This is a genomic window from Chryseobacterium ginsengisoli (assembly GCF_039542325.1).
GTDB classification, from domain to species: Bacteria; Bacteroidota; Bacteroidia; order Flavobacteriales; family Weeksellaceae; genus Chryseobacterium; species Chryseobacterium ginsengisoli.
The window spans coordinates 182,568-198,125 of the sequence record NZ_BAABHX010000003.1 but is presented as its reverse complement, the minus strand read 5'-3'; the positions used below and the strand labels follow the sequence as shown (position 1 = coordinate 198,125).

Sequence of the window (15,558 nt, the reverse complement as noted above, 5' to 3'; positions counted from 1 at the left end):
TATTCTGAAAACACACAATGGGAATTCATTTATAAAACACTATTTGAAAATGCAACAGGGCAACTATGAAATACTTGTAGGAAAAACAATTTCAGAAGTTCAGGTATTGCTGAAAGATTATAAGATTGAAAAGATACAATCCGTAGGATATGAATGTACACTGAAAAGATATTTCTTCGGTTTGATCAAAAAAAGACTGTTTTTGTACTGTACAGACAATACGAACAACAGAGTGAGTGATATTTATGTCACGACATATTAAAACACAAATTCCAAATATTTAATCCATGATTATAGACCTGAAAAATATCCACTTGGGAAATCTGATCAGTCAGCGGGTTGCAGAAAAAAAAATCGACTCGCCGAGAATATGCAAATTTATAAAATGCACAGAATCGGAATGGAAATCTATGCAGACCCAAAAATCTCTGGATACTGAAATTGTATTGAGGTTAAGCATTCTTCTCGAGTATGATTTTTTCAGGATCTATTCTCAACATTTGATTTTATATGCTCCTCAAGCCAATACACATTACAATAATAATTCAAATAAAAAGTCCTCACTTCCCAACTTCAGAAAAAATATTTATACGAAAGAAGTGGTAGACTTTATTCTGGAGCAGATAGAAAGCGGAAACAAAACAAAAGCCCAGATCATGAGCGAATACCGAATTCCAAAAACAACAATATATAAATGGATGAATAAATACCGCCAATTAAAAGAAAATAATGATGAAAAATAATTCTGAACAGCTCGTGGAAGCATCTCCTGATTATAAAAGGATATACAGCGACATGATCGATTTGAAATATCCTGAAAAAAAACAAATATGCAATCATCTGCTTTTAAAAAACACTTTGTCAACGCTTGATATTATTGAGATAAGCCGGATTCTTTTTGATGAAAGCTCTACAGAAAACTCCGAATTCAACCAAAGGCATCGTTCTTATAATAAATCAACGATTTTTCAAATATTAGAATACCAGAAAAAACACAACCTGAATAATTCTCAGCTTGCCAAACACTTTAAATTGAGCAGAAATACAATAAACAAATGGAAAACCCAATTTCTCATATAAGGAATTGATCTTCTGAAATTAAAAACATATTTAAATACATAAAAAATGAAAAAAAAATTGCCATTATCGGCACACTTAATTTCGATTCACAAAGGAATTGTACATCCAGAAACGTCTGAAATTCTACCGTTACAATAATCTAAATTATTCAAAATGAAAAAGATAAATAAAATATTGCTCTTACCAATATTCTATTGTTCCGTTGGATTAGCCTATGCTCAAACAGGAATAGGTACACCCAATCCATTAGGAGCTTTACATGTAGATGGTGCCAAAGATAACGCAGCTACAGGAATCCCGACTTCCGCACAATTAGCTAATGATGTTATTATCAGCAAAACAACAGGTTATATTGGCGTTGGTATTCTGAACCCAACGGTACAATTAGATATGAGATCGACAGCAACCGAAAACTCCTTAGGCTTAAATACCACTACGATGACTGCCTCCGCCGCTGGTTCAGGTGCTGTACGTTATGACGTCGTTAATGCCCCTGTAGGAGCAAAAATAGAAGTATCAGACGGTTCTGTCTGGAACAAAGCTTATATCGCTCCCCAAAAAGCAGTAGTAGTAGTTCGTAAAATTACAAGTCAGGCGATAGTACAAGGTTCGCCCACGACTATTATCAACTGGAGTGAGGTACGCGATATGAGCAACAGCTTCATTCCTGGTACTGGTGAATTTACTGCTCCTCGTGATGGTACTTATACTTTTTTATTAACCTTTAATTTCAACAGTACGATTATTAATGACGGATCCAGAGTAGAATCCCAGTTCTATAATCCCGTGACAAATACTGTTTTGGCAAGCGTTTACAAAACCTTCGGACAATCGATGACAGGTACTTCCGATGATGCTAATTCTACAAGATCTACACAAGCCGGAGGTTCAAGTACAGTTACACTTACTTTAACAGCGGGTACAAAAATCGTAGCCAGACTGCTTCATAATCTTATATCAAGTGGTTCTGTTGCACTTCGTGTTACGACTGATTCTTCAGATCCGGCAAATCCGGATGATGGATTTAATAATTTAACCATTATAGAACATTAAACATATTATGAAAATTAATATCATATATAAACTGCTGACTTTCATTTTACTTTTTTCAGCAGGTAAAATATCCGCGCAAATAGGGATTTTTACTTCAAATCCTGCACAGCCTTTACAAATAGATGCAGCAAAAGATAATGGTGCAACACCGGATGCGGCAAAATTATCAAATGATGTTGTTGTAACATCGGAAGGCAGATTGGGAATAGGAGTTTTAAATCCTGTAACTAAAGTAGATCTTCGATCATCAGATAATAAAGGAATTATTGGTCTTGGAACCAATATACAAACTCCTTCTGAAGCCGGTGCAGGTGCAATACGTTACAATACAAATGGTTTTATAGAATATTCTGACGGAGTTAGCTGGATCGCTTTGCCCCTTAATCCTCCGGCTAAAGCATTGGTAAATGCCAATAAAAGTTCTGCTCAAAGTATTTCAAATGCCTCTTCAACTTTCATTAATGGCTGGGCCGAAACTGCTGATTCCGGTACTGGTGCAGGTGGCGACTTTGATCCTGCTAATGGTATTTTTACAGCTCCCCGTGACGGATTTTATTTGGTTTCTTTCAGCATCACTTTAGCCAGTGGTAATATTCCTAAAAATACTTTCATAGAAACTGCAATAGAAAGCAATCAGAGTACGGATAATATTCCAATCTTTAAAACTGTAAATTCTTATCCTGCATTTCAGGCAGGCGCGGTAAGCAATTATTTAAGTGGTAATTGTAATGCTATTTTTAATCTTAAAAAGGATGACACCATCAAATTCAGTGTTAAACACAATATAGGGAGTGCAAGAAATACTCTGAATGACGGCAAATTAAATAATTTAAGCATTAGTGAATTGTAAAAGTTTAACAACGATGAAAAAACAAAATAAAATAAAGAATTTATTAGGCATTTTAATACCTCTGTTGTCTTTGATAACACAGGTGAAAGCACAAATAGGAATTGGAATACAAAATCCAGTAAATCCATTGGAAATTAAAACCGATGCGGGAAATGTAATTGTAGATAACACGGGCAAACTAGGTGTTCTGGTTCCCAATCCGAAAGTAGCGATAGATCTACGCAATACCAATGGTTCAGTGGCGATAGGAAATACTGATAAAACAGCTGTTCAGGCAGGCGCAGGTGCATTGCGTTATGTTGCAAGTCCTGCAATTGGTGTAAAGGGTTATTTAGAGTTTTCTGACGGTACCAATTGGATCAGTTTTTTCCCTAAAGGTAAACCACGTATTATAGTAATGGCAAGTAAAACTACACAGGACACTTATGTATTTGAAAGTGCAGTCCCTGCAGAAATAGGCACCAAGTCAGGAATTGTTCAACGCAGGTCTTCTTATTTGACTAACTGGACAGAAAAACTGGATTCAGATTCAGGTGTACCAACAGCTAATTTTGATCCGGCTACAGGTGAATTCGTGGCGCCAAGAGATGGTGTATATTTTGCGACTTTTACTTTTGCATTGCAATCCAGCCAGGTAAATACAGGAGGAAATAACCAGACTGAAGCCATTTGGGAAGTGAGAAATCCATCCGGAACAATTACCCAAAGAGTAAAAACAAACAACGGTTACGCTTCAGATACAGGAGCGAGTCCGAATGCTGTTCCTGTAGGTTCTGCGTGTACGGTAAGTGTATATTTAAACAAAGGAGATAAATTAAGACCATTTACCTGGATCACTGTAGGATTTGATGGTACAATAAGTCAGTTTGATACTTCAGGTGGTGGAATTTATAATGCGCTTACTATTGTAGAGCAATAAAGAGGTTAAATTAAGCTAAAAAAACATTGAATACTGTAAAAATAAACAATAAAAAGGCAGTAAAAATAAGAGTAAATTGTCTTTTATTATCTTTAATAGCAGTTGCTTTATCTTTCATCCTTCTCTTTTTGTTAAGATTACAAAACAAGTTATTACTTACAATTTTATTCATTTTATTTCTGTATTTATTGTTTCTATTATTCAATACAAAATTTTTTGAATATGAAAATACCGGAGAAGTCGTCACTATAAAGTATTTCAACTACATTAAAAAGAACAGAGATATCTCTTTAGAATTTCCTTTGAATAAAATTAATGGTGCCGAGATAAAAAATCATTTATTTTACTCCAGACTACATCTTTCAATTATTTCCATAAATGGAAAACAGATTCGCAAATCTTACACTTTGCAGGGTCTGAGCAAAGAAGAATTAAAACAGATCACGAAATCATTATTATGAATAATAAATCTCTTTTGAGGCTGAATTTAAAAATGAAACATCACATTTCATCAAAAAAATATTTTTGACAGCTTAAGTTAAGAATGTTTTTTTCAAAGAAAGCATCCAAGATTTAACTGTTTCTCATTTGTGTTTTTTACTAATCCGTATGTCTCTGATATACGGGTTTTTAATTTTATTAAAAAAGGATTGTAAATTACCTGACAATCTTTTCAATATTTCCTTTTGCACAATTAAAAGCCTCTTCCGCTTCTTCATATAATACGTTCATTGAGATCTCAAAACCACTTGCCATAAAGTACGTTACATGACCTTCTACATTAAAACTGAGAAAACCGATATGATTGGCATTAATAACTAAAGGCTTTCCCAATACTTTTGCACCTTCCAATGCATTCGGTTTTTTTACGTTCGTAACAAAAGAGGCTTTTATATAGATCAAACCATCTGATGTTGTTTTTATTACATACGACATGGGATTTTTTTGTAAAGTTATAAAAATTAGATATAATAAAAATCCCCAACCGAAGCTGAGGATTTAATCAAAGTATTAATATTTAAAGTGATAGTGGTGTCTTATTTTATTAAAAATATTCCCGAATTCCTCCGGGAATATTTAATTGTCCCTTATAACTGTTTATTTCTAATAGTTGCAATTTAGCATTCAAGTACTATGCCAAGAATAGCAAATTTCATCTCTAAAAGATAAAATAATAATAAATAAATTTTTAGATACCACATCTTTCTATTACCTTCTAAAACGGTATACTTTTAGATTAGATGTTTTTAACACACACCAAAAAATATTATATATGAAAGCATCAACTACACAAGCAGAAAATGTAAATTCTCACTTCACCAGAGAAGTTGAACGCCAAAAAGCAATTAAAGCATTGGAGAAAGCAAAAGGTATTAAAAGAAAGGTTGTTTTCCTTCCTCAAGGAGCAACCGGGAATCTAAATTACAGAGATTCATTTTAATCTACTATTACATAAAAAGCTGCGATTTGCAGCTTTTTTATTTTGTTATAAACTTAGTTGAGCAATTTAAATCAATCGACTTAGTTCTTCTACCAAAAACTTTACCTGAACCGGTCTCATTTTTTTATCTACTTCCAATCGGTTATAAAAGCCTGTTTTTACAATGACCATATTTTTTTCAGGAATCATAATAATAAACTGACCTAAAAAGCCATAGAAAAATCTACACTTCAGAGCACTATCATCATCTGCCCAAATTGTAAAACAAAAAGCATCGTTTTCCTGTGTAGGAGTAAGGAGTTTCTTACAATATTCTTTACTGATTAGCTGTTTTCCTTCCAAATTTCCTTCCTGCATGATCAGCTGACCGAGTTTTGCAAAATCTCTGGGTGCGGCATGAATACAGCAAAAAGCTTTTTCCATCCCTTTTTCATCGATACTCCATTTGGCAGGAAATTCCATTTTTAAAGGTTTCCAAATTTTTTCCGAAAGATAAAATGCAAGTTCCTTTCCCGTTGCTTTTCTCAATGCAAGACCTAACAATTGAGCAGAAACACTTTGATATTCGTATTTCTGACCCGGCATTTCTTTCATCTTTACTCCAAAAGCCTGCTCTGCAAGATCATCTACAAAATATTGCTTTGAATTTTCTGCAAAAGGATGATGATATTCCTCTTCCCAATCCAAACCAGCCTGCATAGTCATCAAATGACGAAAAGTGAGGAATTTTCCGTACTGATTGTTTTTATATTGAGGAAATACAGAAGAAATTAATTGATCTTCAGACTGAAGATAGCCATCGTCAATTGCACAACCTACCAAAACCGACAGAATTCCCTTAGCCATTGAAAAAGAATTCATTAACGAGGAAGAATTGTGATCTTTCCAGTACTGTTCATGTATAAGTTTGCCATCGTGTACAATAAGGAGAGATGAGGTGCGTGTTTTTTTCAGTTCTTTTAAAAGGTTTTCTGAAAGTGTTTTTGTATTATAAGTATCACTTTTTTCCCACTGTTGCGGATCATGATTCTGAACTATCCGGGACGGAAATTTTTCCTCATCATCAATGGAAGGAGTTATTGGTCCTTTTTTTAAGTTAATGGCTAAAGCTTTAAAAATATATCCATACCCAAAAATAAAAACAACAGCAATTCCTGCTGAAATCCCGACTAAAGAGGCGGCTAATAGTTTTTTCATAGTAAATTGATGATTGATTATTTCGTTACACGAACTTTATTCAATCATTCAAAGGGTATGCCGCCAAAGCAGAGAAATTGTTGGAAATCAATTCAGATCATAAAATGCGATCACCATACCTAAAATAAAATGAACATATTCCTGATCAGCATCTTTCCTGTTGATCAGTTTGTTTTTGTAATCATAAGAGTTTAAAACCTGTATATTTTTCTGATAAGTTTCAAAATGATCTCCCTTTATTTTCACTCTTGCATTTCCATCTTTTCTATTGATGAGAGTATCATCCAAAGTTCTTACTTTAAATATAACCTCACACAGCGTCGGATTAAAATTCATCTTTCCGGTATATCTTTCAACGATATTAATTTTAAAAAAATCAAATACAATTGTGTTAAAAACAATATTAGAGCCGGCCTCCTGCATGTTAAGCTCAAGCTTATAGTTCATGAATTTAAATTTTGGCAAATATAGCAGTAATTATATCTGATAAACATTTATTTCAATCATATTTTTTATAATATTTTTTTACTTATGTCTCTAATTAGTGAGAGAATTATTATCATAATACTTTTATACATGATAATAATTCATGTTCTGTTAAAATTTCCCTAAACAGTTATAAATATGATTTGTATCATCTGAAGTATAGTTTTCCTCTATCTTTCTTAGGCAATAAGTAAAAAAAGACGTCCCAACCTGAAACGTCTTTTTAATTTTATTTTTTAATAATTTTCTGTGTTTTTTCAGACTTTCCGTCATTTATTCTGATAAGATAGGTTCCTTTTATTAAGGTAGAAACGTCAATATCTGCATCCTCAGAATTCACTTTTGTGTGTTGCTGTAATTTTCCTGACATATCATAAATACTAACATCGGAAATTTTATTTTTGCTTTCGATATGTAAAACATCTTCTACCGGATTCGGATAAATTTTAGCATTCTTTTTATCAACATCTGAAACCGATAAAGCCATACCAAAAACCTGAAAATCATCAATTCCTACAAACCAGACATTTGTAGTTGAAGAATAAAATCCGATGTAAATGGTTTGTCCCACATAGGCTGAAAGATCATACGTATATTGTGTCCAGGAAATCGGCGGTTTCAATGCAGCAACAACCGTATTTGTAAGTCCTGCCGCAGTTGGGCTTGTAGTAGAAACTTTCACGTCGAACTGTTCTATAAGTCCCGCTCCTCTATTTCTAGCCCAAAAAGTAAGCTTGTCTGAAACACCTGCAGTAACAACAATTGCCGGACTTATAGCATAATCGCTGTGAGCTGTACTTCCGTATTTTAAGCCTAAAAAATGTGTTCCTGAATGTGGAGCATTGAATGTCGAGTCATAAGATGTCCAAGTTTGCCAAGCTTCTGTATCTCCTCCGTTGATAATTGTCCAATCGGAAGGAACGGTTGCTGAATCAAAACTTTGTGAGTACTGTGCAGATACTGCAACAGGCAGAATTCCGAGGATCAATGCCAATTTATAAATTTGCTTCATAATTATTTGTTTATCACTAATTTAACAATTTTTAGTGAAATACAATCAAATTTAGTCTACAAATTTTATAGAAATTTGTTTTATACTCTGTTTAAAAGTAATTCTTCCATATTTCTCGTAATCTCATTGCACGAAAAGCAAGCTTCATTTCCATCCTGTGAAAACCACCGGCATTGAGAACGAATCGGACAAAAAGATAACTCTGAACTTTTATTATTATCCAAATGCTGAACTTTTTGAGATAAAGAACATTTCGATTCTTCATTATTCCATTGAGCGCAGCCTTTTTCTACACATTTTCCCGTAAAACGAAATCTCTGCTCGAGATTTTCATTTTCTTCAAGAAAATCTTCTGTGACGGTGAGAGGCGTAATAAACTGCACCTTTCCGTCTTTGTTAACAACCCCAAAAAGTTGTGCCCCAACTTTTCCAACATAACTGGGACACATCTTCTTTGAAGAATTAAAACTAGCCTCCATAACCCTTTATTTGAGTCTGGATGTCTAACATTTGTTTGTTCAGGTCTATTCCCGGTTTGAAAATAATGATTCCCCAAGGAAACCAATCCTTTACTTTCAGAGGTCTTGTCAATTCTTTAAAATTTCGATGTGCTCCAAAAGCCTGAGAATTATCTACTTTTGAAAGTTCGGAAAGAACTACATTTTGTATTCCTCTGTCAATGTTTTTTAGCTGTTCGTCTGTAAGGTCGACGCCTTCCAGTGATACGAAAAATTGCTTTTTAGTTGCCATAAGTGTTAGTTTTTATTGGTTTTAATAAAGCAAATTTCGTCTGATAAAAATTAATTTTCGTCAGTAAAAACAACAATTGCGTATGTGAAAATTACGGTAATTATGATTTGATTGTCAATAATTTAATTATATTTTTTTGTTGGTAAAACGCAAAGTGAATATTTTTATATCTTTTTTAAGACGCAAGGATTTTATCTTCGATAAAATTGATTACCGTGTAACTTTGCTGAAAATCTTTTGTCACACTGAGCTCGTCGAAGTGTTCTTTCGCCTTAAAAGCAAGATAAATGTTAAGTTTTTGAGCCTTTGCGTTTTACCAACAACAAGATTTATAAAATTCTATAAATCGGATATTGTCTGTATGTTTTTTCCTCGAAATAAGGAGAATTTCTGTAAACCCAATCCAATTGAGCCGTTCCGTCGTCTGCAAATTTTTTGTCGGATGCTTTTTTGGCTTCGAATTTTTGTTTTAAATCTTTATCTTTTTTCAATAGTTCTGCAGCTGTATCTTCAAAAATATAGGCTGAATAATATTCTTTTTGTGCTAAAATTCCATCAAAGAAATTCCAGTTGAAGAAAGAATCCAGTGCTTCCGGTTCTAAGGTTTCAATAATATATTTTACACCTTCTTGATTAGTTGGAACAATATAATCTCCGGCAGAAAAAGTCAACTTGTGGTTCGATTTATCAACAGTTGTCTCAAAATGTGAATAATGTCCTTCATAAGGATTTTTTACCGTTTTAAAATCATTAATTTTATAAGATTCCACCGCAATAGTGCTGTCTTTCTGAATCGGTTTCATCTGAATTTGGTTTCTTTTAAACTCATCAATTACACGATACTGCGACTGCGGAATTACATAATATTTCGGAATCGTGATATAGCCTGTCGGAACTGCCGTTGTGAAAAGTTTTATATTTTTTGTGAAAGGTTTATTTCTGTCATAAAACAATCTCTCTTTCCCTGAAATTTCACTTGGCTTATACTTTCCTTCATATCCTTTGAAATCCATCGTAGAATATTTCGTAGAATCGATTTTCCAACGGATTCCGTATTGTTTTCCGGCTTTATATTGTTTTAAATTTTCAATTCGGAGCTGTTTGATCTTTTTGTAATCTTTGTCTAAATTCTGAAGGTTTACCAACATATATTTGTACGTTGCATCCACTCTTTTGTCATAAGGCTTTAACATATGCGTTTCAGGAACCGTTCCTAAAGAATTGAACAAAGTCGTGTAACCTGTAGAATATCTCGGCGAATCTTCAAACGAAGCAAAGCCAACTTCCGGAATATCTCCGTGAATATTGACATAAGGCGTACTTTAGTCACCCAGTTTCTTTAGATCTTCAAGGTTTTTCGCCTGATAATTATTGTAAAAATATTCTCCCAAAACATTTCCCAAACGTTCCTTGAAAGTTGAAATATAAGTGAAAGTATATTGATAATCTGCACCGTTACTCACATGATTGTCAATAAAAACATCAGGTTTCAGCCATTGATAAATTTCCTGAAAACTTCTGGCATTTTTTGTATCCGCTTTGATAAAATCTCTGTTCAGATCATAATTTCTTGCATTTCCTCTAAAGCCATATTGTTCTGGACCATTCTGATTCGCTCTGGAAAATGAACCACGATTCAGCATTCCGCTCACATTGTACGCTGAAATCGCTGCAATGATAAAATTTTGTGGTGTTTTGATTTTTTTTGTTGCTAAATCCCGCATTAACATCATTGTCGCATCTATTCCGTCTGGTTCGCCTGGATGAATTCCGTTGTTGACGAATAAAATTGCTTTATCTTTTCTTAATTGATTTAAATCTTTTTCAGGAAAAGGATTGTAAATAACCACATAAATTGGTTTCCCATTGTCATCTTCTCCTTTTTTCAGATATTGAATTGTGTTGAAACTTTTAGCTAAATTTTGATAATATGCATTCATCTCGTCATAAGTAACGGTCTGATTTCCATTTCCTTTTTCAAAAGGTGTCTGAAAATTGTTTTGTGCAAAGAATAAGGATGAACTTAAGAAAAGTAAGAGATATTTCAGTTTCATTGAAGTGATATTTCGAGCTTTAAAATTACTTTCTTTTTTCTAAAACTGAAAAATCGATGAATTTTTTAACGCAGAGGTTGCAAAGATCTTATTTAAAGTTGTTTTGCGTATTTTTCGTTCGCAAAGGCGTTTCACTCAGCAAAGGCTGAATGTTGAATTTCCAATCATTATATACGGTTTGTCATTCTGACGAAGGAAGAATCTTAGCTTTATTTTTAGAGATTATTCACTTCACTTTGTTCCGTTCAGAATGACAAACTTGCTGTATATTTTTATTTTATTCTCGCAGATTTTGCAGATGGTGCAGATGTTTATTATGCCTTATCGGTTTTTAGGTCTTACATTATAATTATTTCTTCCTTTTTCATCAGGATATAAAATCGGAAGTGGATCGCTTTGCCAGAATTCCTTGGTATTGACATCCATGATCGTTAATGATCCAGTGAATGCTGCTCCAGTATCTAAATTCCAGACATTGGCATTATTAACGGGCTCTTTACTTCCCAAATACAAAGTCGGAGTGTGACCGATGAAAATTTCTTTATATAAAAGCAGCCTTTTCGGATACAGTTCTGAGTTTTTGTCTAATTTTTTATCCATCGCAACAGCAGTTTCCCAAAGCGTTCTGTCCCAACGGTAATTGCTTGAATACACCTCTTTCTCAGAACCATGCATCGAAGAATAACCGGCATGAATAAACAAGCGGTTTTCTTCGTCAACATAATAATTTTTCATCCGTTGAAAAAACTCTAGGTGAGTTTCCAAATCTTCCAAAGAATAGCCAGAATAGCTATCGACCGTGCTTTGTCCTCCATTGAAAAGCCAAACATCGGGATCGGCTCCGAAAGAAAGCCAGTCTTCCGTCCATGCATCATGATTTCCTTTGATGAAAATACATTCCTGCTTTTCGGAAAGTTCGATTAAAAACTGAATAATTTGAGAAGACTCGCTCCAACCATCTACATAATCTCCGAGGAAAATCAATTTATCATTTTCAGTTATGTTGGCTCTTTCAAAAACTTGTTTCAAAGCTTTTAATCCACCGTGAATGTCGCCTATTGCTAAAGTTCTTTTCATTTAAATCTTTTATGATAATTCGGACAGGATTCAACAATCTCCATTGCTTCTGTTAATTTACAGTTTTTATGTTCTATAATGAAGTATAAAATATGTACGGTTCCCGCTCCTTTACCAAATAGCTCATCAACTGTCTCTTTTAAATTATCTTTCTCAGGCGAAAAACCTTTTACTTCTTCTTCAAATTCTTTAGTTGTCATTTTGAATATATTTTGCATCCACAAAATCGGTCAGCCAAACATTATTTTCTGAAAGATAAAATTCAATTCCGTTATCAAACATTTCCTTTGTTTTAATAATCAAAATAACAGGTTTTCCGTGGCGCATTCCGACTTTGGTTGCAGTTTCTTTGTTCTGACTCAAATGAACGTGCTGTCGATTTCTTTTTTCAATTCCTTTTTCTAAAATGGAATCGATATTACTTTCAGCCGTTCCATGATAGAGAAATTCAGGAGGTTGTTGCGGTTTCAATGCTAAATCAATATCAATCGAATGTCCTTGGTTTGCTCTGATTCTGGTTTTATCTTCATTAAAAATAAAACGTTTTTTATCATTGGTTTCCACAATTTCATCAAGTTCTTCAAAGGTAAAACCACCATAAGAATCTCTTTTTGATTTTGTGATTAATTCATCAACGTCTGTCCAGCCATTTTCATCTAAATTTAGATTGATGATTTCGGGTTTATGTCTTAGAACCAGGCTTATAAATTTGCTTATTTTTTTCTTTTGTTGTTCGTTCATGGTTTATATTTTTAGTTTATTTAATATATTTTGTACGTTGAAATAATCTTGTTTTAAGTTTTCGAAAATTTCTCTTTCTTTTTCATTTAATCTCGCTAAAAGAGCTTTTTGCTGATAATAATATTCGTAAAAATTATCTTCATCATTCTCAGATTGATCTTCTAATTCAAGATATTTTTCAATTTCTTCGTCTTTGAAATTATAAGAAAGCATTTTTATTTTCATATATAAATTCCAATAAGAATCTCCTTCAATATTTTTGTTAATCCGTTTTTGAATTTCTTTTATTTTTTCACTGTTTTCCTCCGTCGTTTCGCAATTGTTTACTTTTCGCCAAAGCAAATCCTCAATAATTCCTTCTCCAAACTCACCTCTGTCAATTAAATAATGTGAATTATAATTCTCCAGATTTTCAAGAAATATTTTATTTTTATTGGGATAAATAAATATATTGCGAAGATACATGTTGTATCCAAAATGTTCTCCGGATTCATCAAATCGAGTAGCTAATGATTTATTTTTAATGTGATCTAAATCTTTTTGCTCCAGATCTTCATTAATTAAAAAATCAACCGCTTCTTCAACAGAATTTATAGTTGCTGTTCTTTCTTTTGCGTTTTTTAATGTGATTTCCTCTTCTGCAATTGCATACTTTATCTGTTGTTGTATTTCCTTATCTGTGAAAGTGGGAGATTCTTTTTTTTCAGCAGCTATTCTTCCAAAATAATTGTACGGAATAATCTCACGGGAATTTGAATGGATAAATTGATTTAATCTTGATTTAAAAAAACGACTTTCATCATCTAAAATGTCATAGATATTTTTATCAATTTCTTGTAACTTTTTGCCAAAGATATTAATGACATTTATTTTATCTATTACAGAATAATTGATAGCTTCTACCGCAATTTTCGTAAAATCTCCAAACTCATTAATATATTCTTCATCTTCTTGTTGAGAATCTTTATATTCTTTATATCTTTCAAAATCACAGATTACTTTGGCTGTTATCAGAGGTTCATGTTTATACTTCATCATATTTACAGCGAAATTCTCTATACCTTCTAAACTGTAGGTACTGGAAATTTCTTTCACCGGCAGTTCTCTGAAATTATTCCGAAACAAATATTCTACATCTTCCTGATAAAGTAATAGATAAAATCTTATTGTTTTTTCCATTCCAAATTCTTTTCCAATTTTTCACACAAATTCTCAATATCTTCTTTCCTTACCAACTCTACAATCCATTCTTGAGGAATACTTTCAAAGCCATAATAAATTCCTGCAATTCCACCTGTGATGGCTCCGGTCGTGTCCGTATCTTCTCCTAAATTAACGGCTTTCAAAACAGCTTCCGAATAACTTTCAGAATTTAGAAAACACCATAATGAGGCTTCTAAACTTTGAAGAACATAACCGCTACCTCTAATTTCACCTTCTGAATATGTTGAAATATCATTCTTTAAAATCTTATCAAAAAGTTGAATCTCATTTGGGTTAAATCCTTGAATTTCTGCAAATTCCAAAGCTGATTTTTGAGTATGACTGTAAGCTTCTTTTTTATCTTTTCTTTTCAATAATTCAATTGCAAAAATCACATAGATAAAACACGCAAAAACTGAACGAAAATGTCCGTGAGTAATCGACGAAACTTCTTTTACAATCTGATATAAGTTTTCAAGATTTTCTTCATCTTTAAGATAAAAAGCCAAGGGAAGAGTTCTCATTAAAGAGCCATTCCCATTATCTTCCTCAAAAACATTTCCTGAAAATTTTGCACTTTCACCTTTAATTAATCTTGCAATGGAATGTCTTGTTGTTCCGCCAATATCGAAAAGTCTTCCGTGAGCGGTCCAATGTCCATATTTTACCCACTTTACGAAGCTTTGCCCTATTTTTTCCAGATCATATCCTTTTGCCAACTCTTCCGCAATACAAAGTGTTAATGAGCTATCATCACTCCAGGTTCCTTTTGGCTGATTCCAAGATCCAAATTCCTGCATTTTCTCAACAGGAAAACTTTTTAATGTTTCTCTACTTTTAAACTCCACCGGAACGCCTAAAGTATCACCAATGCAAACTCCGAAAATCCCTGCTTTTACAACATTTTCCATTACGCAAGATTTATCAATTTATCAAACAGCAATTTCATTCCCTGAGTTGCGGTTTCTTTCATCACAACAGCTCTTTGTCCGTATCCGAAGCCCGTTTCGTTGGGATTAATAACAATTAAAAGACAATCATCTTTGATATCATGAATTAATCCTGCAGCCGGATAAACCTGTAAAGAAGTTCCGATCACTAAGAAAATATCCGCTTCTTTCGCTTTTTTTGTCGCTTCTTTCATCAAAGGAACATCTTCTCCAAACCAAACGATAAAAGGTCGCAATTGAGCTCCATCTCCTGCTTTGTCACCAATATTTATATCATCTTTTTGTTCGTAAATCAGACTTTTATTATTGCAAGAGCATGACTTAAATAACTCTCCGTGAATATGAATGATATTCGTAGAACCAGCTCTTTCATGTAAATCATCAATATTCTGAGTAATAATATGAACCTCGAAATATTTTTCTAATTCCGCCAATAATTTGTGAGCATCATTTGGCTCAACTTCATGAAGCTGTCGACGTCTCTGGTTGTAAAATTCCAATACCAAAGCTCTGTCTTTTTTCCATCCTTCCGGACTTGCAACGTCTGTTATGCTATGATTTTCCCAAAGACCATCTCCGTCTCTGAAAGTTTTTATTCCGCTTTCGGCACTGATTCCGGCGCCGGTTAATATGGTTAGTTTTTTCATTTGTTTTATTTTAGTTTTATTTTAGTTTTTTTAACGCAAAGCTCGCAAAGATTTTATTTAAATTATTCTACATATTTTCTTTCGCAAAGGCGTTTCAC

At 33.3% G+C, this 15,558-nt stretch carries 19 protein-coding genes and 1 pseudogene; 7 read left to right on the top strand and 13 right to left on the bottom strand.

Going from position 1 to position 15,558, the window contains the following annotated elements:
• Positions 1-49 precede the first annotated feature (49 nt).
• From ABD940_RS10065 to ABD940_RS10040, 6 genes are all read left to right on the top strand, one after another.
• The gene (locus tag ABD940_RS10065) at positions 50-262 is read left to right on the top strand and encodes a hypothetical protein (RefSeq protein WP_345203142.1); all 213 of its coding nucleotides are present in this window, start codon (positions 50-52) and stop codon (positions 260-262) included.
• Positions 263-287: 25 nt separating this feature from the next.
• A complete protein-coding gene (locus tag ABD940_RS10060) occupies positions 288-743 on the top strand; it encodes a helix-turn-helix domain-containing protein (RefSeq protein ID WP_345203140.1) in 456 nt (151 codons plus the stop codon).
• Positions 730-1,080 carry a helix-turn-helix domain-containing protein gene (locus ABD940_RS10055; protein WP_345203138.1) on the top strand — a complete coding sequence of 117 codons (351 nt, stop codon included), beginning with the start codon at positions 730-732 and terminating at the stop codon, positions 1,078-1,080. Before ABD940_RS10060 ends, ABD940_RS10055 begins: the two co-directional genes overlap by 14 nt.
• Before the next feature lie 153 nt (positions 1,081-1,233).
• On the top strand, positions 1,234-2,133 hold the full coding sequence (locus ABD940_RS10050; RefSeq protein WP_345203136.1) for a hypothetical protein: 900 nt from the start codon (positions 1,234-1,236) through the stop codon (positions 2,131-2,133).
• 7 nt (positions 2,134-2,140) lie between these two features.
• A complete protein-coding gene (locus tag ABD940_RS10045) occupies positions 2,141-2,983 on the top strand; it encodes a complement C1q domain-containing protein (RefSeq protein WP_345203134.1) in 843 nt (280 codons plus the stop codon).
• Between the two features lie 13 nt (positions 2,984-2,996).
• Positions 2,997-3,902: a hypothetical protein gene (locus ABD940_RS10040; protein WP_345203132.1), complete on the top strand. Its 906-nt coding sequence runs from the start codon at positions 2,997-2,999 to the stop codon at positions 3,900-3,902.
• Positions 3,903-4,559: 657 nt separating this feature from the next.
• On the opposite strand, the gene ABD940_RS10035 is transcribed toward ABD940_RS10040, so the two are convergent.
• The gene (locus tag ABD940_RS10035; RefSeq protein WP_345203129.1) at positions 4,560-4,838 is read right to left on the bottom strand and encodes a hypothetical protein; all 279 of its coding nucleotides are present in this window, start codon (positions 4,836-4,838) and stop codon (positions 4,560-4,562) included.
• Between the two features lie 337 nt (positions 4,839-5,175).
• Here ABD940_RS10035 and ABD940_RS10030 point away from each other — a divergent pair, with 337 nt between their 5' ends.
• The gene (locus ABD940_RS10030) at positions 5,176-5,343 is read left to right on the top strand and encodes a hypothetical protein (protein WP_345203127.1); all 168 of its coding nucleotides are present in this window, start codon (positions 5,176-5,178) and stop codon (positions 5,341-5,343) included.
• Between the two features lie 66 nt (positions 5,344-5,409).
• Here the strand turns inward: ABD940_RS10030 and ABD940_RS10025 are convergent, their stop codons facing one another.
• From ABD940_RS10025 to ABD940_RS09970, 12 genes and pseudogenes are all read right to left on the bottom strand, one after another.
• On the bottom strand, positions 5,410-6,540 hold the full coding sequence (locus tag ABD940_RS10025; protein WP_345203124.1) for a serine hydrolase domain-containing protein: 1,131 nt from the start codon (positions 6,538-6,540) through the stop codon (positions 5,410-5,412).
• An 87-nt stretch (positions 6,541-6,627) separates the two neighbouring features.
• Positions 6,628-6,987 carry a prevent-host-death protein gene (locus ABD940_RS10020; RefSeq protein ID WP_345203122.1) on the bottom strand — a complete coding sequence of 120 codons (360 nt, stop codon included), beginning with the start codon at positions 6,985-6,987 and terminating at the stop codon, positions 6,628-6,630.
• A gap of 268 nt (positions 6,988-7,255) precedes the next feature.
• On the bottom strand, positions 7,256-8,038 hold the full coding sequence (locus ABD940_RS10015; RefSeq protein ID WP_345203119.1) for a T9SS-dependent choice-of-anchor J family protein: 783 nt from the start codon (positions 8,036-8,038) through the stop codon (positions 7,256-7,258).
• A gap of 80 nt (positions 8,039-8,118) precedes the next feature.
• Positions 8,119-8,517 (bottom strand): hypothetical protein, encoded by a 399-nt coding sequence (locus tag ABD940_RS10010; protein ID WP_345203116.1) that lies wholly within the window; start codon positions 8,515-8,517, stop codon positions 8,119-8,121.
• On the bottom strand, positions 8,507-8,788 hold the full coding sequence (locus ABD940_RS10005) for a hypothetical protein (protein WP_345203114.1): 282 nt from the start codon (positions 8,786-8,788) through the stop codon (positions 8,507-8,509). The genes ABD940_RS10010 and ABD940_RS10005 overlap by 11 nt, the downstream gene beginning before the upstream one ends.
• Positions 8,789-9,117: 329 nt before the next feature.
• Positions 9,118-10,842 (bottom strand): annotated as a pseudogene (locus ABD940_RS10000) (M14 family metallopeptidase).
• A 321-nt stretch (positions 10,843-11,163) separates the two neighbouring features.
• Entirely contained in the window at positions 11,164-11,919 is a 756-nt protein-coding gene (locus tag ABD940_RS09995; RefSeq protein ID WP_345203111.1) for a metallophosphoesterase family protein, read from the bottom strand.
• Positions 11,916-12,119, bottom strand: a complete 204-nt coding sequence (locus ABD940_RS09990) for a hypothetical protein (protein ID WP_345203109.1) — start codon at positions 12,117-12,119, stop codon at positions 11,916-11,918. Before ABD940_RS09990 ends, ABD940_RS09995 begins: the two co-directional genes overlap by 4 nt.
• A complete protein-coding gene (locus ABD940_RS09985) occupies positions 12,109-12,660 on the bottom strand; it encodes an RNA 2'-phosphotransferase (protein ID WP_345203106.1) in 552 nt (183 codons plus the stop codon). Before ABD940_RS09985 ends, ABD940_RS09990 begins: the two co-directional genes overlap by 11 nt.
• A gap of 3 nt (positions 12,661-12,663) precedes the next feature.
• A complete protein-coding gene (locus tag ABD940_RS09980) occupies positions 12,664-13,839 on the bottom strand; it encodes a hypothetical protein (protein WP_345203103.1) in 1,176 nt (391 codons plus the stop codon).
• Positions 13,824-14,774: an ADP-ribosylglycohydrolase family protein gene (locus ABD940_RS09975; protein ID WP_345203100.1), complete on the bottom strand. Its 951-nt coding sequence runs from the start codon at positions 14,772-14,774 to the stop codon at positions 13,824-13,826. The genes ABD940_RS09980 and ABD940_RS09975 overlap by 16 nt, the downstream gene beginning before the upstream one ends.
• Entirely contained in the window at positions 14,774-15,460 is a 687-nt protein-coding gene (locus ABD940_RS09970) for an SIR2 family NAD-dependent protein deacylase (protein ID WP_345203098.1), read from the bottom strand. The genes ABD940_RS09975 and ABD940_RS09970 overlap by 1 nt, the downstream gene beginning before the upstream one ends.
• Positions 15,461-15,558: the final 98 nt, after the last annotated feature.